Source organism: Deltaproteobacteria bacterium (assembly GCA_018668695.1).
Lineage (GTDB): Bacteria > Myxococcota > XYA12-FULL-58-9 > XYA12-FULL-58-9 > JABJBS01 > JABJBS01.
Genome location: JABJBS010000336.1, coordinates 38421 through 59488, shown reverse-complemented (window position 1 = coordinate 59488; position 21068 = coordinate 38421). Strand labels below are relative to the sequence as shown.

At 50.6% G+C, this 21068-nt stretch carries 16 protein-coding genes; 5 read left to right on the top strand and 11 right to left on the bottom strand.

Annotation, left to right across the window (positions count from 1 at the left end; genetic code table 11):
- A partial coding sequence (locus HOK28_19220) for a hypothetical protein (protein ID MBT6435235.1) occupies positions 1–594 on the top strand: 594 nt, incomplete at its 5' end.
- A gap of 112 nt (positions 595–706) precedes the next feature.
- Positions 707–4033, top strand: a complete 3327-nt coding sequence (locus tag HOK28_19215; protein MBT6435234.1) for a hypothetical protein — start codon at positions 707–709, stop codon at positions 4031–4033.
- On the opposite strand, the gene HOK28_19210 is transcribed toward HOK28_19215, so the two are convergent.
- Positions 4030–4725 carry a noncanonical pyrimidine nucleotidase, YjjG family gene (locus HOK28_19210; GenBank protein MBT6435233.1) on the bottom strand — a complete coding sequence of 232 codons (696 nt, stop codon included), beginning with the start codon at positions 4723–4725 and terminating at the stop codon, positions 4030–4032. The two genes, HOK28_19215 and HOK28_19210, sit on opposite strands and share 4 nt — an antisense overlap.
- 713 nt (positions 4726–5438) lie before the next feature.
- The gene (locus HOK28_19205) at positions 5439–6818 is read right to left on the bottom strand and encodes a hypothetical protein (GenBank protein ID MBT6435232.1); all 1380 of its coding nucleotides are present in this window, start codon (positions 6816–6818) and stop codon (positions 5439–5441) included.
- A 170-nt stretch (positions 6819–6988) separates the two neighbouring features.
- On the opposite strand from HOK28_19205, the gene HOK28_19200 reads away from it, so the two are divergent.
- Positions 6989–8305 (top strand): anthranilate synthase component I family protein, encoded by a 1317-nt coding sequence (locus HOK28_19200; protein ID MBT6435231.1) that lies wholly within the window; start codon positions 6989–6991, stop codon positions 8303–8305.
- Here HOK28_19200 and HOK28_19195 read toward each other — a convergent pair.
- Complete coding sequence (locus HOK28_19195) at positions 8302–9243, bottom strand: UDP-3-O-acyl-N-acetylglucosamine deacetylase (GenBank protein ID MBT6435230.1); 942 nt, start codon at positions 9241–9243, stop codon at positions 8302–8304. The two genes, HOK28_19200 and HOK28_19195, sit on opposite strands and share 4 nt — an antisense overlap.
- Positions 9244–9493: 250 nt before the next feature.
- The gene (gene ruvB / locus HOK28_19190; GenBank protein MBT6435229.1) at positions 9494–10564 is read right to left on the bottom strand and encodes a Holliday junction branch migration DNA helicase RuvB; all 1071 of its coding nucleotides are present in this window, start codon (positions 10562–10564) and stop codon (positions 9494–9496) included.
- A gap of 96 nt (positions 10565–10660) precedes the next feature.
- Here ruvB and HOK28_19185 point away from each other — a divergent pair, with 96 nt between their 5' ends.
- Entirely contained in the window at positions 10661–13546 is a 2886-nt protein-coding gene (locus HOK28_19185) for a hypothetical protein (GenBank protein MBT6435228.1), read from the top strand.
- An 8-nt stretch (positions 13547–13554) separates the two neighbouring features.
- Here the strand turns inward: HOK28_19185 and HOK28_19180 are convergent, their stop codons facing one another.
- Together HOK28_19180 and HOK28_19175 are read right to left on the bottom strand one after the other, a co-directional pair.
- Complete coding sequence (locus HOK28_19180; protein ID MBT6435227.1) at positions 13555–13875, bottom strand: hypothetical protein; 321 nt, start codon at positions 13873–13875, stop codon at positions 13555–13557.
- A 1-nt stretch (position 13876) separates the two neighbouring features.
- Positions 13877–15400 (bottom strand): Rne/Rng family ribonuclease, encoded by a 1524-nt coding sequence (locus HOK28_19175; protein ID MBT6435226.1) that lies wholly within the window; start codon positions 15398–15400, stop codon positions 13877–13879.
- Positions 15401–15473: 73 nt separating this feature from the next.
- On the opposite strand from HOK28_19175, the gene HOK28_19170 reads away from it, so the two are divergent.
- Positions 15474–17150, top strand: a complete 1677-nt coding sequence (locus HOK28_19170) for a ribonuclease J (protein MBT6435225.1) — start codon at positions 15474–15476, stop codon at positions 17148–17150.
- Here HOK28_19170 and HOK28_19165 read toward each other — a convergent pair.
- Genes HOK28_19165 through HOK28_19145 form a run of 5 tightly spaced genes read right to left on the bottom strand, consistent with a single transcriptional unit; the run spans position 17147 to position 21065 of the window.
- Positions 17147–17614, bottom strand: coding sequence for an EVE domain-containing protein (locus tag HOK28_19165; GenBank protein MBT6435224.1), 468 nt, complete (start codon positions 17612–17614; stop codon positions 17147–17149). The two genes, HOK28_19170 and HOK28_19165, sit on opposite strands and share 4 nt — an antisense overlap.
- Before the next feature lies 1 nt (position 17615).
- On the bottom strand, positions 17616–18491 hold the full coding sequence (locus HOK28_19160; GenBank protein MBT6435223.1) for a hydroxymethylglutaryl-CoA lyase: 876 nt from the start codon (positions 18489–18491) through the stop codon (positions 17616–17618).
- On the bottom strand, positions 18488–18853 hold the full coding sequence (locus HOK28_19155) for a hypothetical protein (GenBank protein ID MBT6435222.1): 366 nt from the start codon (positions 18851–18853) through the stop codon (positions 18488–18490). The genes HOK28_19160 and HOK28_19155 overlap by 4 nt, the downstream gene beginning before the upstream one ends.
- On the bottom strand, positions 18850–20298 hold the full coding sequence (locus tag HOK28_19150; GenBank protein ID MBT6435221.1) for an ATP-grasp domain-containing protein: 1449 nt from the start codon (positions 20296–20298) through the stop codon (positions 18850–18852). The genes HOK28_19155 and HOK28_19150 overlap by 4 nt, the downstream gene beginning before the upstream one ends.
- The gene (locus HOK28_19145) at positions 20295–21065 is read right to left on the bottom strand and encodes a hypothetical protein (GenBank protein MBT6435220.1); all 771 of its coding nucleotides are present in this window, start codon (positions 21063–21065) and stop codon (positions 20295–20297) included. The genes HOK28_19150 and HOK28_19145 overlap by 4 nt, the downstream gene beginning before the upstream one ends.
- Positions 21066–21068: the final 3 nt, after the last annotated feature.

Genomic DNA, 21068 nt, shown 5'->3' with positions numbered 1-21068 from the left:
GTTAAAAGCGGAGTCACCGAGCAGGCCAAAATTACATTTGAGGCCACACCTGAGAGCTCGCTTCATGTTCAGCTCACCTGGGACAATACGACCAACGATCAAGATTTACACTTAACCCACACCTCGGCAGGTGGTCACTTTTGCAGTAGCCAAGCCGACTGTTTCTACACCAACAAGCTACCCCTTTGGTTTGCTGCAGATGAGCGCGGTGAAGGTGCTAACCCTAGACTCGATATTGATGATACCAATGGCCTGGGTCCTGAAAACATCAACATCGATAGACCAAGGCCTGGGACCTACCGAGTATTTGTTCACTATTATCCCCAAACCAGTGCCCCGGCTGAGCCAACTGCCAATGTGATTAGAATCTACGTAAACGGCCTTCTAAGATTTTCGGAACAGCGAGTCATTAGCGCATACGAAGAGGTTTGGGCGGCAGCTGAAGTGACCTGGTTCGAAGATGGTTCTGAATATGGCGATGCAGCGGTTCAAGCCTTCCCCAACCCAGCCGGTACGGGTGTCGTTGGCTCCATCGCCAGCCGAGACCTATCTCAATGCGGTAGCCCCACTGGCTGGATTTTCCCAGGTGAATAGGCCAAAAAACGAAGAGATCTCGCGACTTACTCGTCACTACATTTGTAACCTATGCTTTGCAGTGCCAGATTGGTAAGGTCCCCACTCACTCAGCTTTAAATAGGAGATTCGAATGAGCCGCAGCCTTCGATCTATTCTCTTTATCCTCTTTGCCCTACTCGTTTTGGGTACATCTTGTCGCCCCGATTTGGGCGCAGGTCCAAGCACCGGGTGTGAGGATGATACAAGTTGTACAGACTCAGCAGCACCCTATTGCGACGAAGGTGTTTGCGTTCAATGTGCAACCACCAACGACTGCGACTGTCACGAAGCCTGCGTTGAAGGAAGCTGTGAGCCTTTAGGAGCCTCAGACGGTGCAGATCTACTCAATGCACATGGCAACTGGTCAGGTACCCCTGGCAACTCCGATTACACCTACAACGGCACCTGCGCAGTCGACTCCGATTGCGGGTTTGGCCAGCGCTGCAATCCACTCACTGCTGGCTGTATCGTCGCTGCTGACTTCGTAACCGATTGCGGTAATGGACAAGACTGTCCTCCCGGCCCACATGGCGAGCTTCTCGTATGTGAACCAACCAACAACCTATGCTTCCCTGCCGCCACGTGTGACACCACCAACAACTGCTGCGGAATGGAAAACTTTCGCTGCGATGAAACAGCGACTATGTGCCGCCCTATCGCCAGCGAGTGCACACCTCCAGAAACCATCACCAGCGAATGCCCCTTTGAACCTCGGCTTACCGACGAATGCGAGCCAGGTACCTTCTGTGGTCCCATGGGCGAATGCGTCGCTTGCGTCTGCGACGGTGACTGCAGCGTTGGCCAAAAATGCTACGCGTCAACGATGAGCTGCAAAGCTTTGGACTATTGCGAGAACAACGGTGAGTGCCCAAGCGGCCAAACTTGTGATGAAGACAGCCGGACCTGTGTAGCCTTTTGCGATGCTAGCAATGAAAGCGAAGTTTGCGATGAAGGTTATTACTGCGACCTCGATGAAAATCTCTGCGCACCATTAAGCGACCGGCCATGCACACCTGACGAATTCTCTCCCAACCAATCAGCAGAGACGGCCTCATCACTTACTCTGCCAACCACCGGCAACACGTTATCACTCTCCGATCTAACTCTTTGTGACAGTGGGGACGATTGGTTCCAGTTTGATATGCAAGCTGGCAAAGAGCTCACAATAACGATGAGTTCAGTCTCCAATATCACGGGGGTATTTGAAGTACTCGCAGCAGATGGCACCACAAGCCTAGCAGAAGGTGCTTTAGGAGCTTTAGGCGGGGAGTTACTTCGTTTTACCGCCAACCGCGATGATACTTACTTTCTACGTGTGACCCGAACTGGCTCGGAAACAGGCTTCTACTCACTCACCTTTGCCTTGAGCCAAGGTGAACTATGTGAAGATAACTGGGAGTCGGTTCAAACCAACGACACCATCGATACCCCAAGCCCATTATTTACAACCGATTCAACTCTCAGTGATGGATGCGTGCGGGGCTCCGTCGGCGGTAATCAAGTTGTCATTTGCGAAGCCAATGTGCTCACCCTTTGCGACGGCGATGTGGACTACTACAGCCTCCAGGTTGAAGGCGGTTCCAGGGTCGACATTGAACTTTCCGATTACAGCGGCGACTTAGACCTCGCACTCTTTGGACCCTTTGCATCCGCTGGAAGTGCTACCAGTGATGGCCTACTTGTAGAAGACAACAGCAACGGCCCAACCAAAACGGTTGTGGGTACCGCGCGCGAAGACAGCGTATTTATTGCCCGGGTTCTAAGAGACCAAGGTGAACGTACCGGCTACGCAATCAACGTCGTAGTGGATACGCCCCCAACGGCCTGCGTTGAAGATGCTTACGACTCAGTCCAGCTCAACGACACCTTCTCAAATGCAAGCACAATCAGCCTCAATGCCTCAGGTACAACAAGCATCGACCTCAATGCATGCATCGCAGATATTGAGTGGCTTCAGCTTACCTTAGATGGAACCAACCCTATCCCAGCTGGCTACCGAGTCTCGGCTGATCTGAGCCAATCTGAAGGCAGTCCCAATACACTCACCTTGGGTCTTCTGAGCGCAGAAAACACTCTCCTATCCGGCTCAACAGATCTTGAAGATCCGGCGAATCAAGCCTCCATAGCGCTCACCAATGGCGAAGCCGTTTACGCTAAAGTTACTGCCGACCCCAACAACCCGTCTCATGAGAGCATGCAATTGGTTTTTGAACTTGAAGCGCCTCCTGCGTGCACCCACAGTGCGCATCTTGCACCCGCATCAGCTATCACCGCATCCCCCACCCTGTGGAGCAGCGCCGGTGAAAGTAACGTCGTCCATGTAGATGAATCACTCTGCGGACAAGAAGATGACTGGTACATGGTGACCGTCCCTGCCGGACTCCAAGTTGTCGCAACAGTGGATTACGACCCTCGCGACGTTGGCGTTGCCATCTCTCTTTACAGTCAAAGCGTCGCCGCCATTTCCGATGCAACCTTCGGGCAGACACTCGCGTCAGGGATGCTTAGCACCTCCGCAGTGGCTCAAAGAAGTTTCCAATCGACTTGGGCGACTCCTGAAAACGGCAACGACGTTTATATTCGGGTTCAAAATACCGGTGGCTGGCCTCTGGCCGACTACGCATTAACCCTGGCACTTGCACCCACCACATGCAGCGCAGACAACCTAGAGCCCAACAATACCTTAACCACTGCTTCCACGCTGGTTCCGCTCGGTGTTGAACATGGCGACAATCTTCAGGAGCTTAACCAAACCCATCTTTCAAGCTGCGGCGGAGACGCTGACTGGTATCAAACAAGGCTTTTACCGGGAGATACCGTTGAAGCTGCAATTTACTTTGACGCCTCAGAATCAAATCTAAGCCTTACGATGTTTGGCCAAGAAGACACTTCTTCTGCAGCGGCAACAGGAAGTGAAACAAGCTCTGGTCGTGTTAGCTTATCTTACAGTGTCGACTCAGATGCAGGTGCTGGGCTTTATCCGATTCAGGTTCAGGCGCTTAGCGGAGATGCTCGTTACTATGGACTGGAAGTCAAAGTTCAGCGTGCTTGTACCGACGATACCCTAGAGCCTGTGCCACCTCAGCTATCCGCTGCCATTGAGGCACCCTTTGATCAAGCGAATCTGGTCCTCTGCGCCGATGAAGATTGGTATACCCTCTCACTTCCTGCGGGGTCTTACACCATCTGCACTTTGTTTGAGCATGATGACGGAGATATCGACATATCACTTTACGAGGCCGGACCAACTCAATCGCCTGTTGCCAGCAGCATGACTAAAAATGATGTTGAAGTGATTTCGTTTACCAACACCGAAGCATCAAGCTACGACCTAAACGTTTTTCTAGATGACAGAGATTCAGTCATTACCAACTACCGGCTCGTCATTGGCACCGGTATAGACTGCAGCACCCTCTAAGCTTCCAGTAATAATCCGGTAAGCTCCTTAAGGTCTTTGATCTCGTAAGTTGGGATAGGTCCGCCTTCGTTCTTCTTCGCCTGAGGATTAAACCAGCAGGTTTCAATCCCTGCGTTCGCTCCTCCCTGAATATCAGAGGTCAGGCTGTCACCGATGATTAGGCACTTTTGCTTATCGGGGTTGCCCATCGAGCGAAGCGTGTGATCAAAGAACTCGGCATCTGGTTTCTTGGCACCGATCTCATCGGAAATCACCACCACCGGAAAATGCACCGATAGCTCCCACCGCTTAAGGCGTGAACGCTGCACTTCTTTAAGTCCATTGGTAATCACGGCCAAGCGATACCTTTTTGATAGCGCCTGAACCACACGGGCAGCGCCCTGAATCGAATGAGCTGACTCACCGAGATACATAACAAAGAATCTGCGAAACAGATCGGCATCCAACGCCGGAGAAATCGAATCGCAGAAGTCCACGAAGCGCCTCGTTTTTAACGTCTCGAGATCGATCTCCCCAGTTTCAAACGCATGCCATGCCGCCTTGTTATGATGCTGGTAGAGGGGCAGATGCTTGTCGGCGTCATAGTGAAGCCCCACACTCTCGAAAGCACGCTTCAGTGCCGATTTCTCCGCCACACCAAAGTCGAGAAGAGTGTCGTCTAAATCAAAGAGTAAAACGTCGTAGCGCGCCATGAGAAGCCTCCTGAGATAAGCGAGTAACAGGGGCAGGGGTAGGAATCAAACTGTGGCACATTTCTAACGCACTGCGTGCATAAAATACGCCACGAGAGCGTACCTACATGACATAGATGGCACGGTCGTGATCTGCATCACACCGACCGTGAATTCGTTTATTCTTTAAAATCAATGATCTGGATGTTTCGGCCCATCTGGCACAGCGGTTGCTTAGATCTGATACGTAATGAGAATACTGAAAAACATAACCTTCTCGATGTTTCTGGTCTTGGCCTTCTTTGTAGGCTTGATGGGCACCCTCAGTGCTGCTCAAGCATTGCTTTCTGAAGAGTCAAATTCCATCAACCACGAATCGTTCGAGCAGCCAGTTCAGGCACCTCAACAAGAGCACTCACTTAACAAGCTCCCCACAATTGAATGTTAAGTGAACCAACGGAATATCAGCGCCGTTAAGCTCTTGATGTTCACCCCCGCTTGAACTGGCGGCTCCCCCTTTGCGGGAGCGTCCTCTGCACTTCCATTTTTCAAGACCCAATCAGCAAAACCGTTGAATGAGAAGTTCCTAATCGGAGTTTCAGCATAGCCTACATGGAGCTTCCAACGGTCAGGCTTAACCGAGCCTGCATCGCGAGACGGGAATACCAAAAAAAAGGGGACCCGAAGGTCCCCTTTTAAATTGGCTATCTAAGCCGGCTTATTCACAAAGTGAATTAGCCATCAGATGGGTCAGCTGCATCTGTTGCATCTGTTGGGTCAGTTGGGTCTGTTGGGTCTGTTGCATCAGTTGCATCAGTTGGGTCAACTTCACCACAGTCATCAGCTGCACCTACGAGGTTACACTCGTTAGCTGCAGTGATTACGTCTGCTTCTTCGTTCGCGATGCACTGCTTGAGAGCACGTGAACAAACGAAACCGATTGAAAGGTCAACACAATCGAACGGCAGGTCGCCGTCTGTGTTGTAAGCGCTACAGTCAGCAGGCACAGAACAGTATACGTATTCGCCAGCATCAGAACGAGCAACGTTTAAGTAGTAAGTAACTTCTGCAGGACGAACACACTGAGCGTCAGTACCACAGTAAAGGTCGCCGTCTGCGCCTTCGCAGTATGCAAGACAGATTCCTGGTTGTCCTTGGCCTTGTACTTCAGCACAGTAAGCTTCTGCACCAGCAGTACCGTCGTCTGCAGTTTCAAAAGTATCACAGTAAGCGTGGCCGTTGTCTGGTGTACAAAGTTCACCATTCTGAACACATGCCTGCCACTCGCTGGTCTCAATGCTCAAACATGCTGGAACGCTTGTTCCGCAAAGTCCGTTGCGCTTGAAACAAGCCTGAGTGTTGTTGCTAAGCTCAACACATTCGAAACCTGGGTCACATACTTCTGCTGCGTTTTCGTCAGTACAAACAACTTGCGCATCGTTTTCGTCCTGCTGAACCGTACCGTAGGGTAGTGGATCAAGAAGGCAAGATTCGTCTGCTGGGCACTCGCTGCCGTCGCTTGCGATGTCGCAAGTAATCTTGCAACGAAGCTCAGCTGCTTCACCATCTACGTAGTCAGTAGGAGTACATTCGCCTGCACCGTCAACGCATGTCTTGAGGTTGTCAAAGCAAGCAGCATCACGCTGTGCTTCTTTTTTGAAACAGTAATTCGTTGTAGTTAAAGCAACACACTCGTTTGCTCCACAACCATCGTCTGCATCTGGGTTGTCTTCAGGTGCTGGACCTGGGCATGGCTTCATGCAGTAAGACGTTACGCCATCAAAAGATGCGCACTCAAGGCCAGTATCACAGTTGCTCTCTGTACCAGTACCTGTGCACTGCTGAAATTCTGCAGCTGCAGGAGTTACTGCTTCAACACAGCCTGTCACGTCTGCTGTACACTCTTCAGTACAAACGATGTTACCGCTTGAATAAAGGCTTGAGTTGTACTCAGTACAAAGCATTGTGTCGGTGTTTACGCCTACCAATGCGCCGTTACAATCTGCGCTGCACTGATCAGGGATGTTGCTGTTTCCGTCTGTGTCTTTCGTATCTTCGCCGGAACATGCTACTGTCAGCGCGAGACAAGAAAGAACGATTGCTAATTTTTTCACGTTCCACTCCTTGGAATTTGGCTGATATTCCAGCCGGGGGTACCTCTCTGGGCGGCGCTTTCCTAACAAGTCACTGGTTGATCAGCAAGCACCCCATCGATAAATTGCCCTAAAAATACTCTTTAGAGTCCTAGTCATTTCGGATCTGGCTATGATACCTGCGGCTCGTTATGTGGGGCCTCCCGACACAAATTAAGTGGCACACCTGGACAGGTGCCCTCCAACCCGAATTGGCGCTTCTGCACGCTTTACGCGCGCAAACGGACGTTGCTGCCCTAATAGGCAGTGGAGAAGCGGGTCCGAGAGGCCGGTACGGAGTGGTTGGACTGCCAAGGCAAGTCCACTTCGTTCAAGAATCGACGCAAAATCTAGCATTATTATTCAATGCGCCTCCAACCGATGCGCTTAGAATTGTCGCTTTAAGTTACGAGAGCGGCTTTTCACTGGTTCATTTGCCCAATTCTGAGCCGCCTAGAGGTCAACCAACGATCGTTTGTTTTGAACTCGATGCCGCCATGGTTGTTGATCACCTCACCAATCAAGTGGGTATTTTCGGACATCCTGGTCCACGTGTTGAGCTCTTAAAACAACATCTTGTTAATCCGCCAACGCAGCTGCCTAAGCCCGGTCGCGCCACGCTCGTTCCAACCGTGAGCGATGAAATCCATGCCCAGCGCATCCGCACCGCTCAGGCCCATATTTCAGCCGGCGATATTTACCAGGCCAACATTGCTCGGCGTCTTCGTGTTGAAGGCGAAGTAGACGCAATCGGGTTACTGGCGAGCTTGTGTTCAAAAAACCCCGTTGCCCACAGCGCATACCTCAAAACAGGTGAACTCGAAGTCCTTTCCAATACGATGGAAACATTGCTCACCTACGAACCCGATGAGCGGCTCGCCCAAAGCTTTCCAATCAAAGGCACCCGGTCGAGATCCAGCCAAGAGCCCAGCAACCTTGAAAACGCGCATTTACTCAAGAACCACCCCAAAGAGCGGGCCGAGCACGTCATGATTGTTGATTTGGTTCGCAACGACCTTGGGCGAGTTTGTGTGCCGGGCAGTGTTCGGGTGCCAAAACTCATGGATGTTGAGGGGTTTAAAGGTGTCTGGCACGGTGTATCAACCGTAGAGGGAAGGCTCTGCGACGATAAAGAGTTGGCTGACCTTGTGGCGGCTATCTTTCCTGGAGGGTCCATCACCGGAGCCCCCAAACGACGCTCAATGCAGATCATTCAAGACATCGAAGAACAAGCTCGGGGCTTCTACACTGGCTCGATCGGTCTTTTAACTCCAAGCGGGCGCTTAAGTATGTCGATTCTGATTCGCACTCTGATTCACGATGAAGACGGCTGGAGCGTGTCCGTTGGCGGAGGTATTGTGGCCGACAGCGAGGCAGACCGCGAAATTATGGAAACCTGGGAGAAGGTTTCTGTTTTCAATCACATTTTAGGTAATCGAGAGCTCAGCGACACTGAGCAGGCTGGCTAAGCCAAGCTATTAATAGATTCAAAGAGCGAGAACTCACCGATTGACGGGAGTAAATCGCTTCCAAGACGCTCATTGAGCTCCACCACTTCATAGCAACGTGGGTCTTCCAAGACTGCATTTACCAGGCGCGCATTCATGGCATGGCCCGAGCAGTGCATGGTCACTTTTCCAATCAGAGGCATTCCCACCAGCGAAAGGTCACCGATTGCATCGATAATCTTGTGGCGAACAAACTCATCCGCATAACGCAGGCCATCTGGATTCATAATCTCAAACCCATCGATCACCACGGCATTATCTAAGGAGCCGCCCAATGCAAGGCCATTTTGTCTCAGCAATTCAACATCTTGGGCGAAACCAAACGTTCTTGCAGCACAGAGGTCATTGCGGAAATTGCGTTCTGAAAAGTTAAACACAAATGGTTTCGTAGAAATCAGAGGATGGTCGAAGTCTAGAGAGCAAGTAATTTCAAAGCCTGGTCCCGGTGCAATCTTGGCGACTTTATCGCCATCTCGAACACAGACTTCTTTGCGAATCACCATAAAGCGCTTCGGCCCGCGCACTTCCTCAATGCCGGCATCTACAATCAGATCGACAAACGGTGCGGCGCTGCCATCCATGACCGGTAGCTCAGGCCCATCTACGTGAACCATCACATTATCGATTCCGAGACCGGCCAACGCTGACAAGAGATGCTCTACTGTAGCAATCGTGACTGGCTGACCATCTACCGAGCGACCTAAAGTCGTGGCTAACTGAGTATCAACGACGTATTCAGGTCGAGCCGGAATCTCAATCCCAGGAGAGAGATCGCTTCTCACGAAAACAATTCCGGAGTCTGCCGGTGCTGGAAAAATCTCCATCCGCACCTCAAGCCCAGAGTGCAAACCTATCCCAACGAATTCGATTTTCTCAGCTATGGTTCTCTGCTTGTACATTTACGAGCCCAATGCCCTTCGTTCATAATTTCATAGAGTGTTAAAACTTATGTGAACGTGGAGCAATTCTTACACCAATCTAGAAAAAGCTAATGTTTTCCATAAAATGAGTCAATTAATGTCTCGCGTACCATCCAGAAAACACATTTTCGTATGACTGCTATGACAATAAAGTCGGCTAGGTGAGAATAATTATTCCGACCAAATCGTACGCGTAACGAGGCTCCCCTAACATAGCAAAACTGAACTATCAAGCAGACTTATGGGCCTCTTGATCGCCTGAAAGTTGGAAGAGTTTACCCTGACCCACCCCTTGAGTAGGGGGGGTTACTCCCAAATAAGAGTAAGAGTTTGCAGTGGCCATCCGACCTCGCGGTGTGCGCTGGATAAAACCTTCTTGGAGTAGATAAGGCTCGTATACACTCTCAATGGTATCGGCCTCTTCACCCATCGCCGCGGCAAGTGTTTCCACACCGACAGGTCCACCCGCAAATTTGTGGATTAAGGTCGAGAGAAGTTTGCGATCCATTTCATCGAATCCATGCTCATCAATCTGCAAACGCTCCAATGCATATTTGGCCATTTCAAGATCGACTTCACCGTCACCCTTCACTTGAGCAAAATCCCGAACACGCCGCAGAAGCCTATTGGCTATCCGAGGTGTACCCCGGGAGCGACGAGCAATTTCCACTGCACCTTGTGGGTCACACACTACATCCAAAATCTTGGCCGAACGGGTCACAACATGGGTGAGTTCTTCGCGGGTGTAGTACTCCATGCGCCCAGCAATACCGAAGCGATCTCTCATAGGCCCAGTGAGGAGACCTGAGCGCGTGGTTGCTCCAACCAAAGTAAAGCGGGGCAAAGGCATCTCAATACTTCGAGCATGGGGGCCGCCACCGAGAATAATATCAAACTTGAAGTCTTCCATGGCCGGATAGAGATTTTCCTCCACCACGGGAGAAAGGCGGTGAATCTCGTCAATAAACAACATATCGCGTTCTTTAAGGTGGCTTAGAATACCTGCCAGATCTTTACGCTCAATGGCCGGGCCACTGGTTACATGCAGATCAACTCCCAGCTCATTGGCCAATAAATGCGCGATGGTCGTTTTACCAAGCCCCGGAGGGCCCGCCAGCAGTGTGTGGTCCAAGGCCTCGCCTCGCTCCAGTGCCGCCGCGACATAAACTTTCAGGTTCTCAACAAGCTTAGTTTGGCCCACCAGCTCGTCAAAAGATTGAGGTCTCAGAGACAGTTCCTGACCCTCATCCCCCTGCTGTGTACCACCTGCGACCAATCGTGCTTGATAATCCTCATTCATGAGGACACATTACCCTAGATCACCGACAATTCAGACCCTAAAAGCCTGGTTTCAGCGTTTGATGCGGCAGTTTGCCAGTGATAGGTGAGAGATAAGATGACATCATCACTCTACCAAATTTTGCACGATACACTTCGCGTGCGACCTGAAGAACTTAAAAGAACCGGTCTCTCGTTTCTTTATCTCTTCATGGCCGTTGGCTCGTTTATCATGGCTAGAATTACCCGTGATGTCCTCTTTTTGGAAATCCCCAACTACAAAGCCCAGCTACCGCTGACTTATATCGGCATCGCGATGAGCGTGTCGGTCATCATGTACAGCTACGCCAAAGTGGAGCGAGTTCTTCGGCGGGACCGAACCAACACCATCACCCTCGTCCTTCTGATCTTAGTCACCTTGGGATTTCGAGCTGCCCTTGAGAAGCAAAGTTACACCATTTACTGGGCCTTTTATATTTGGGTCGAAATATTCGGGGCATTTTTGATTGTTCAATTTTGGACATTCACCAATGAGATCTTTCATGCCCGGCAAGCCAAACGCCTCTTTGCAATCATTGGCGGCGGCGGCGTACTGGCCAACATTGCTTTTGGACTGCTGGTTAAACGCTACGTAAACGAAATCGGTACGGAGAACCTTCTCTTTATCATCAGCGGTTGTCTCGTGATTTGCCTTATTGCTGTGGTCAATTTAGGTAAAAACGCGCGCGCCGAACTGGAAGCCTCTCAGCAAAAACGACCAGGCACCAGCAAACGGGCTCGACAACTCGCTTCGCCCCAAGCCATCTTTAAAACGAAGCACGTTCGCCTCATCGCTTCCGCAGTCATGCTCACTTACCTAGTCTCAACTCTTGTTGACTACCAATTCAAAGTCATCATCGGCGAAAGCATTTCAGAAATGAATGCCCGTACTCAATACTTCGGAGCGTTCTTTCTTTACACGGGTATCCTCGGCGCCTCGATTCAATTCACCGTAACCGCCAGACTGCTCGAACGCTTTGGTGTATTGCCCGCTCTGATTCTCCTACCCATCGCCATGGGCATGGGCTCTATAGGTCTCTTATTGGCACCTGCTATGATTTCGGGGCTCTGGGCCGTGAGTATTTCTAAAGGCTCTGAGACCGTCCTGCGCTATACGGTCACCGATTCAACGATGCAGCTCCTCTATCTCCCGCTTCCACCCGACTCCCGTGGGCGAGCCAAAGCGGTCATCGATGGTGTTCTTAAATATGTCGCCATCGGGGGAGCCGGACTTTTACTTTCCATCCTCGTTGGAACATTCAAAAACTTAACGGGTATTCCTTTTGGGCTAGATCTCAGCGCCAATAGCATGAGCTACATCGTTCTTCTCACACTGGTTGTATGGATTACTGTTTTGGTTGCGCTGCGCCGCGAATATGTCATCAGCCTCGTGAAAACCCTAAAAAGACGACGCCTCAATTTCAAAGATGCTGGATTCCAAATCTCGGATGAAGCCACCATCCAAACCCTACAGGGTGCGTTACTCTCCGATAGCATGGGTCAGGTTCTTCATGCGCTTGAACTCCTACCTTCCATCAGCCCTAAAGCCAAAGCACCCCTCAACGAGCCGGTCACGGCCTTATTACAACACCCGTCCGAAGATGTTCGTATGGCTGCGCTGCATTACCTACAAGGCCACGGCAACATTCACGTCGATATGATTGCACCGCTTCTTGAAGATGGTTCTCCACCTGTTCGAGCTGCGGCCGTACTTTGCTACTGCGCATTGAGTCGTGAGAAATCCCAAAATCGAATTCAGGTAATGCTTCAAGATTGGGATAAAAAAGTGCGAGCCTCCGCGGTGGCGGGACTCATTCGCTATGGCGGCCTCGACGGTGTTTTGGCCTGTGCGGAAGTTCTGAAGAAAATGCTGACGAGCCCTTCTCTGAAAACACGGGAATACGCGGCCTGGATCCTTGGAGAGGTCGGTGTTCAGAACTTCTACCAACCGTTGGTCCCACTGCTAAATGACAGCTCAGAACACGTAAGACTTGCGGCCATCGATGCGGCCGGTCGCCTCCGAACCCCAGAGCTCATACCAGAACTTGTTAAACAATTCGCATTCCCGCGACTTGCTATGACAACTGTAAAAGCACTGGCCAAATTTGGACCAAGTGTTCAAGACGAACTCGTCCCAATTTTAGACGACCTCACACAGCCACCGGAACTCAGAGCTCACCTGGCACGTGTTCTGGCTCGTCTAGATAGCCCTGAAAGTGCGGAGCTACTCGCCGAGCATCTTGCAGATGAAAACATTCATGTTCGACTCGCGGTCGTCCAAGCCCTAACGGTGCTTGTTGCCAACCGTCCGGAAATGCCCATTGAATTGGCCGCCAGTGACCAGGCTATCCTCAATGAAGCAAAGCTTTGGTACCGGCTCCTCTTCACCATCGAAGACCTTAAAAAGATTCCCAATATTCAGCTGGTCGAAGATGCGATCAAAGACAAACAAAAGAGTGTTACTCGCCAGCTGCTGGCCCTGCTGGGTCTGAAATACCAGGCATCCACAATGGAACTGGTAAGCCGCAACTTAGAGAGCCAGCATATAGCCACGCGCTCCAATGCACTCGAGGTTCTCGATAATCTTCTCACCAAAGAAGATAAAGAGTTCATCATACCCATGCTGGAAGATGGACCTGTTCAAGACCGACTCGATATTGGACACAACACTTTTGGCTTATCTTCTCGCTCCAACAACGACCGGCTTCTTGAGCTCCTGGAGGGACCCGATCACTGGCTGGGCTCCTGTGCTGCTATTTTAGTAGGCATCAGTAAACTCGAGAATATGGAAAAATCAGTTGGGCGTTTGCTAGACAGCCCAAATGCCGTTTGCCGCGAATCAGCAATCGTCGCCATTTCAAGGCTCGGTAAAACACCGGAGTGGAAAGAGTCGATTGAGCCATTGCTTACGGATGAAGCTGCTCACGTTCGTCGTTACGCTCGATTCGCTCTCGACGCGGTCTAAACCTAAGCTTAGGTACCTTGCATAAATAGGCGAGCAAGCACCTCACGGCTTTCATCCGTAAGGCTGGTAAAAACCACGCCTACTCCAGGTGTTGACGATTCATCAGCAGTTACGGAGCGCACCACTCGGCCTTCTCCTTCAATGGTTTCAAAATCATCTACAATGACACTGAACTTTAGATTCACCTCAGTGCCCACCGGTAAGACTTCAGCCGTCCGGATAAAGACACCGTCCATCGATACATTCATCGCATATTCTTTTAGAAACGATTCTACACTTCTAAAAGCATGATTGATTTCTGTTCTAGGACCTTGTCGTTTATTAGACATCCTAAGCGCTCGTTCCCGTGACAATATCAAATCGTTCTTGATGATAGCCTTCACGAGATACAGGAATGATACTGGTTTTATAACTCAATTCGAGCTGTTCAATTTCCTCAGACTCATTCTCGTAGAGATAGTCGGCTATCGATGGGTGCATGTTCACAAGAATGGTTGCATTCCCCTCACCGCGATTGAGCTGACGAGTGATACCCCGCAACACTTCATTGCCGACAGTTTGCTCACTCTTTATGAATCCACGCCCATTACAGTAAGAGCATGCATCGGTTAAAACCTCTCCGAGGCTCTCGCGCACACGCTTTCGTGTCATCTCAACCAAGCCTATTTCGCTCATTCTCACAATGCATGTTTTTGCACGATCACGCTCAAGTGCCTGTTCAAGGGCTGCATGGATCTTTTCACGGTTGGCCTGCTCACCCATATCAATGAAGTCGATAATGATAATTCCGCCAATATTGCGAAGGCGCATCTGATAAGCGGTTTCCTTCACAGCTTCTAAATTGATCCGGGTAATCGTCTCTTCAAGGTTTGATTTACCCACGAACCGTCCGGAGTTTACATCGACAACTGTCAGCGCCTCGGCTTGATCAATCACAATGTAACCGCCGCTTTTGAGCCAAACCTTACGCCCCAATGCACGCTCAATCTCAACTTCGATACCGAAGTGATCAAAGATAGGCTCTGGCTTGTCGTAGAGTTCCACCCCAGATTCACGGCCAGGCTCAAAGCCCTTCACAAATTCGCGAATACGCTGGAAATCTTTTTGTCGGTCTACTTGAATGGTCCCAACTTGGTCGTTGAACAAATCACGAGTGGCACGCATCACCAAATCGGCATCAGCATAGACTAAGCGCGGCGCTCCGCCCTTCTTGCCATCCTCTTCAACATCCTTCCAAAGCTGCTGAAGCATTTTCGCTTCCCGCTCAATATCCTCGCCCTCAATTCCTTCGGCTGCGGTACGCACAATAAAACCGTCTGCATTGACCATGCACGGTTCGAGCACTTTCTTTAACCGCTCGCGTTCTTTTTCAGATTCGATGCGGTGGGAAACACCGAGATGTCTAAACAAGGGCATATAGACAATATGGCGACCAGGCAGTGTCACATGGCGGGTCAATCGAGCACCCTTAGTACCAATCGGCTCTTTTTGAACCTGAACCAAGATTTCCTGCCCCTGCTTCAGCACGTCTGCGATATTCGCAAGTGGCTGGGTTCGACTTCCCTGATTGCCACCCTTAGCCGGAGCAGTCTCCCCATTGGGTGGAATAACCGGGTCAGGGCTGCGAGGTAAGGCATCGTTCACATAGAGAAAACCGGTGCGGTGCAGGCCTATTTCCACAAAAGCTGCCTGCATTCCGGGTAAAACTCGAACCACACGCCCACAATAGACATTGCCGACCACACCAGCTGACTGGCGGCGCTCAATGTATACTTCGACCGGTTGCCCATTCTCGAGAAGAGCCACACGGGTTTCAGAAGGACTTGAATTGATAATTAATGAGTTTTTCGACATCACATAACTCTATCTTTGTATTGGATGGGATTGCTACCGTTTACACCAGCATTCAAGAGCTTTACTATCTTACATGGCTCAAACAAAACCTATTTTTCGTGCAGTTGGTCTAGGTGGGATGGGACATGTAGGTGGAAACCTCTTTGTTTATGAAACCCCCAAGGACATTATAGCCGTAGATTGCGGTGTTCTCTTTGCCGATGAAGGCTTTCCTGGAATCGATAAACTGATTCCCGACATCGCTTATCTGCTCGAGAATCAAGATAGGTTCAGAGGCTACGCCATTACCCATGGTCACGAAGACCACATTGGCGCGCTTCCCCATGTAATCAATCAATTGCCAGGACCTATTTACGGGACAAGGTTTACCTTAGGTCTGCTTCGCGCCAAATTCTCCGAGTATCCGCACCTTAATCCCGAACTAAAACTCATTCGCGACCATGAGGTCTTCGAGATGGGGGAAATGCGTATCGAACCACTTCCCATCACACACTCCATCCCAGACGCGGTATCCTTTGCCATTGATACACCTCTGGGCAAGGTTATTCATACCGGAGACTTTAAACTCGATCCCACCCCTCTCGATGATCGCTATTCTGCACTTTCAAGATTTAAAGAGCTGGGCGACGAGGGGATCCTAGCGCTTGTATCCGACTCCACCAATGCAGGAAGCCCAGGCGAGACTTGGAGCGAGCGCGAGGTTCGCAAAACCATCATGGAGCTGGTTCGCGGCTGCGACGACCGCGTCTTTGTTGGAACGTTTGCGAGTAATATTCACCGAATCCAAGGCGTCATTGATGCTGCGGAAGCCACCGGGCGAAAAGTTATACCCTTTGGCCGAAGCATGGACCGCTACATTCAAGTGGCAAAAGAATGCAACCTGCTCTACGTCAAACCCGGGACCTTAAAAACAACGAGGTCTTATCAAAATCTTCCTAGAAACGAAGTCATCGTCTTGGCGACGGGGTGCCAGGGTGAGCCTAGAGCTGCCCTGAATCGTATAGCTTCGCGGCAGGAGCGCCGCATCGTTCCAGAGCCTGGCGATATGATGATTATGAGTGCCAGGAAAATTCCCGGTAATGAGATGGCCGTCAGCAACTTGATCGATAGACTTTTACGGCTCGGCCTTGATGTGATTGATGACCGAACCGCACGGGTTCATACCTCGGGTCACGCCTTCAATGGTGAGCTCCAAACACTCCTCGAACATACCCGCCCTAACTTCCTGGTCCCCGCGCACGGCACACTTCGTCTGATGATGAATCACGCAAAAATGGCAAAAGAAAATGGCTTTCCACGCCAAGACATCTTCATCATCGAAGACGGCACCCCAATCGACTTCAGCGGTACTGAGGAAGAGCCTGATGCGAGAATCTCGCAGGAGATTTGTGCAGGGCTGGTCTGTGTTGATGGGACAGGCGTTGGTGATGTGGACCAAGAAGTTCTCGAAGACCGGCAACTTTTAGCCACGCACGGAATTGTTGTCTGCGTTGCAACTGTTGATAAACAAGGCCGTGTTCAAGGAGAACCTATGGTTACAACCAAAGGCGTGGTTCGAGAAGATGACCTCCCTGAAATTATCGAAGGTGCTGCCAGAGTGGTCACCAAAGCTCTTGAGGGACTCTGCGGAAACCGGCCCAACACCCATACTCAGACTATAGAAATTAGAGACAGTGTTCGAAGGTTTTTTAAAGCTCGACTGGGCCGTAAACCCTTAGTACTTGCCGTGGTCAATCAGATCACGGTTTAACGCTTACCCATTTTTAAGATCAACTTCCATTCTTGAGCCGTTACAGGCTGAACTGAAAGTCGGCCACGGTTCACAAGAACCATGTTCGAGAGAGCTTCGGTCTGCTTTGCCTCGGCTAAAGTAACCGGCGTTTTAAAGTGGGAATCGTATTGAACATCCACCATAAACCAGCGCGGGTTATCTAGAGTCGCTTTGGGATCAAAATACGGACTGTCTGGGTCAAATTGAGTATGGTCGGGGTAAGACTCTTTGACAACTTTGGCTAAACCAACGATGGCCGGCTCTTTAGTCCTAGAGTGATAAAACAGAACCCCGTCACCTTTTTTACATAGGTCCCGCATGATGTTGCGCGCTTGATAATTCCGCACACCCTCCCATGTGGTCGTCTTTTTCGGAGATTTTTTAAGGTCATCTAAAGAGAAGGCATCTGGCTCAGATTTCATAAGCCAATAAGACTGAGGCATTCTAAATATCCTCGGCGTCTTGTGGCTGCCTTTGGCCCCCGAGGTGGCGAATGATTTTATCTTTCGCTCGTTCAATCGCATCCAAGTCCAGCGGAACATCCGCTCCCGCTGCTCGAAGGGTTTTTACAACAGTTGATGTGGCGACATTACCAGAAGCACCCGGCGCATAAGGGCACCCACCGATACCACCGGTACAAGCATCGTATATATTGATGCCGTAATCCCATGAAGCCAAAACGTTGTCTGAAGCGCGTCCAAACGTATCATGGTAGTGCATCGCCAACCGGTCTGCTTCGACTCTCTTTAAGACTACGTCCAAAAGAGCACGCACTTCATCAGGCTTTGCCTTCCCAATGGTATCTCCAATAGACACGTCAGTGACCCCTTGGTCGGCCAAACGTTCGATCACATCCGCAGCCTTTTCGGGAGAAATTTTACCCTCATAGGGGCACCAGAAAGCTGTTGAAACATAGCCTCGGTAAGCGATGCCCGCATCTTGGGCCGCGCGTACGACTGGGGCTAATCTCTTAAATGAGCCGTCGATACTCGTATTGATATTCTTGCTATTGAAGCCTTCACTGGCCGCCGTAAAAATCGCAATTTTTTGTACGCCTGCTTCCATGGCTCTGTCGAAACCACGCATATTCGGGACCAATACAGAATAGGCTACGCCGTCCTTCTGCTTAATCCCTTGCATGACTTGTGTCGCATCTTCTAACTGGGGAACCCATTTAGGAGAAACGAATGCGGTGACCTCGATATCACGAGCCCCAGTTTCACTTAGGGCATCTACAAACGATATCTTTGCCTCTGTTGGGACGAAATTAGGTTCATTCTGCAACCCATCTCTCGGTCCAACTTCTACAATGCGAATCATTCTTCGGTTTCTCCCAAACTGACAAGGACCTGACCAAGATCTACCAGCTGGTCTACAGCACAATCGACAGTCTCAACTTGGCCTGCCTTGGGCGCGGCCAAACGGTACTCCATCTTCATCGCCTCGAGAACAACAACAACTTGGCCCTCTTCGACCTCGTCCCCGGCGGCAACCTTTACCTCGATAACCTTCCCAGTCATCGGTGCACGGATACCCTCGTCTTTTTGCTGGCCTTTGGCGAATGCACGTTCTTCTTCAAGAAAAGCAGACCCACCGGGCCAACCGACCCAAGTTCCTTTGGCAGTCTTCTTTATGGCAACACGAACTTTTCGTCCTTCATGTTCAACAAAAACAAAACTCATTGTCCCATCCTAAACTTCCCAATGCTGGCCCAAGGGCTGTGCCGATCTGTCTTAGAATGACCAACCGGGCCCGACGTCGGCGCAGACGCTGCATTTTCAGCTGCCATCTTCACAAACTCAGGTAGCTCTGGAGCCGTCCACGTTTCAGATTCAACTGTTGACGTATAAGTTTCTCCGCTGACAAAAAACGGAGCCTCAAGTAGATCAATCAAAAAGCTCTGATTCGTGGTCACACCGAGAAGCGTTGTTTCTTTAAGAGCCGCTAACAAACGTGTTCGAGCGACCTCTCGGGTCTCTCCCCAAACAATCACCTTGGCAATCATCGAGTCGTAGTGTGGAGAAATCTCACCACCCTCAACAATACCAGAATCGATACGTACATGTGGCCACTGAGGCCAGTCCAACATCAAGATATCGCCAGATTGCGGAAGATAACCACCGTAGGCATCTTCAGCATTCAGCCTGGCTTCAATCGAGTGACCACGTAACATCGGCGTTTCGGGCAATGCTCCGCCATGCGCGATCTCAATTTGCGCAGCGACCAAATCGATGCCGGAAATCATCTCGCTCACGGGATGCTCTACTTGGAGTCGTGTGTTGACTTCGAGAAAATAATGACGGCCATCAGGGCCCACCAGAAACTCCACGGTTCCCGCGCCTGAATAACCCACAGCTTCAGCCAGACGAATGGCACTCTCAGCTAAACCCTTACGGGTTTCGTCGGAGATAAACGTAGCCGGCGCCTCTTCGAGTACTTTTTGATAACGTCGCTGTAAGCTGCACTCTCTCTCACCTACAACCATCGCATTTTTACCATCACCAAGAATTTGAATCTCAATGTGCCGCGCAGGGTGGATGTACTTCTCTAAAAGTAAGCGGCCATCTCCAAACGCTGCTTCGCCTTCACGGCTCGCTGACTCGTACGCATCAGCAACTTCGTCAGGTCCAAAGACTTTACGCATCCCTTTACCGCCACCACCTGCCGACGCTTTGAGAAGAACTGGATAACCTACTTTTTCGGCAAGCTCTTTGGCAACTTCAGGTGAATCGCAAACCTCTGCTCCATCGATAACTGGCACATCGTGCTTCATCGCCAACACGCGCGCTGCGCGCTTATCGGCGAATGCATGCATCGCTTCAACGCTTGGGCCAATGAACACAATCCCGGCTGCTTCGCAGGCTGCTACAAAGTCGGCGTTCTCTGCTAGAAACCCATAACCTGGGTGGATAGCCGTTGCCGAAGTTTGCTTCGCTGCTTCAATGACTTTTTCAATATCGAGATATGCACGTGGCTCACCAATACACACAGACTCATCCGCCAGCCATACATGTGGGTTACCCGCATCAACTTCACTGTAAATCGACACTGAATCGATAGAGCGCTCTCGAAGCGTACGTAGAACACGGCAAGCGATTTCGCCGCGATTTGCTACCAATACTTTCATCGCCAACCTGGCTTTCTCTTCTCAAGAAATGCGGACAAACCCTCTTGCCCCTCTTTCGATACTCGCAGCCGTGCAATGGTCTGCACAGCATACTCCAGAGCATCCTCACGAGGCCGGGTTGTCACTTCTGTAATTAGTTTTTTCGATTCTTTCACTGCGATTGGACCATTGCCTGTTACCGATTGTGTCAGTTCACCGATTTTCAGGTCCAAAGCTTCATCGTCGGCAACGACTTCACTCACCAAGCCAATACGGCAAGCCGTCTGGGCATCAAAAATTTCGCCGGTCACAAAATAACGCCGAGCGTGATTCACGCCGATTTTAGCAACAACAAACGGTGAGATCACCGCCGGTACGATTCCCAGTCGAACTTCAGTCAGTCCAAACTTGGCCCGTTCGGTTGCTACAACGATGTCGCAACATGCAACAAGCCCCACACCGCCGCCAAGCGCTGCGCCATGGACGCGTCCAATGACCACACCGGCGAAGCTATCAATCGCATCGAAAAGCCCGAGCATCGCACGGGCATCATCGGCATTTTGTTCCTGGGTATATGTTGCGCTTTTCTTCATCCAATTGAGGTCAGCGCCCGCACAAAAACTTTTACCCACGCCCTCTAAGACGACCACTTGAACGCTTTCGTCCATCTCACGAAAGACCTGCGTAAGTTCTACAACCACTTGGTCGTTAAATGCATTACGCACATCTGGCCGGTCTAGGGTGACCGTGGCCACGCGCCCCGTCTGTGAAACATTGAGAGTTTCCATCGT

What these genes read in the sequence shown, in the direction of transcription:
- HOK28_19215 (MBT6435234.1), top strand. Translation starts at nt 707, where the DNA reads ATGAGCCGCAGCCTTCGATCTATTCTCTTTATCCTCTTTGCCCTACTC.
- HOK28_19210 (MBT6435233.1), bottom strand. Translation starts at nt 4,725, where the DNA reads ATGGCGCGCTACGACGTTTTACTCTTTGATTTAGACGACACTCTTCTC.
- HOK28_19200 (MBT6435231.1), top strand. Translation starts at nt 6,989, where the DNA reads ATGTGGGGCCTCCCGACACAAATTAAGTGGCACACCTGGACAGGTGCC.
- HOK28_19195 (MBT6435230.1), bottom strand. Translation starts at nt 9,243, where the DNA reads ATGTACAAGCAGAGAACCATAGCTGAGAAAATCGAATTCGTTGGGATA.
- ruvB (MBT6435229.1), bottom strand. Translation starts at nt 10,564, where the DNA reads ATGAATGAGGATTATCAAGCACGATTGGTCGCAGGTGGTACACAGCAG.
- HOK28_19185 (MBT6435228.1), top strand. Translation starts at nt 10,661, where the DNA reads ATGACATCATCACTCTACCAAATTTTGCACGATACACTTCGCGTGCGA.
- HOK28_19180 (MBT6435227.1), bottom strand. Translation starts at nt 13,875, where the DNA reads ATGTCTAATAAACGACAAGGTCCTAGAACAGAAATCAATCATGCTTTT.
- HOK28_19175 (MBT6435226.1), bottom strand. Translation starts at nt 15,400, where the DNA reads ATGTCGAAAAACTCATTAATTATCAATTCAAGTCCTTCTGAAACCCGT.
- HOK28_19170 (MBT6435225.1), top strand. Translation starts at nt 15,474, where the DNA reads ATGGCTCAAACAAAACCTATTTTTCGTGCAGTTGGTCTAGGTGGGATG.
- HOK28_19165 (MBT6435224.1), bottom strand. Translation starts at nt 17,614, where the DNA reads ATGCCTCAGTCTTATTGGCTTATGAAATCTGAGCCAGATGCCTTCTCT.
- HOK28_19160 (MBT6435223.1), bottom strand. Translation starts at nt 18,491, where the DNA reads ATGATTCGCATTGTAGAAGTTGGACCGAGAGATGGGTTGCAGAATGAA.
- HOK28_19155 (MBT6435222.1), bottom strand. Translation starts at nt 18,853, where the DNA reads ATGAGTTTTGTTTTTGTTGAACATGAAGGACGAAAAGTTCGTGTTGCC.
- HOK28_19150 (MBT6435221.1), bottom strand. Translation starts at nt 20,298, where the DNA reads ATGAAAGTATTGGTAGCAAATCGCGGCGAAATCGCTTGCCGTGTTCTA.
- HOK28_19145 (MBT6435220.1), bottom strand. Translation starts at nt 21,065, where the DNA reads ATGGAAACTCTCAATGTTTCACAGACGGGGCGCGTGGCCACGGTCACC.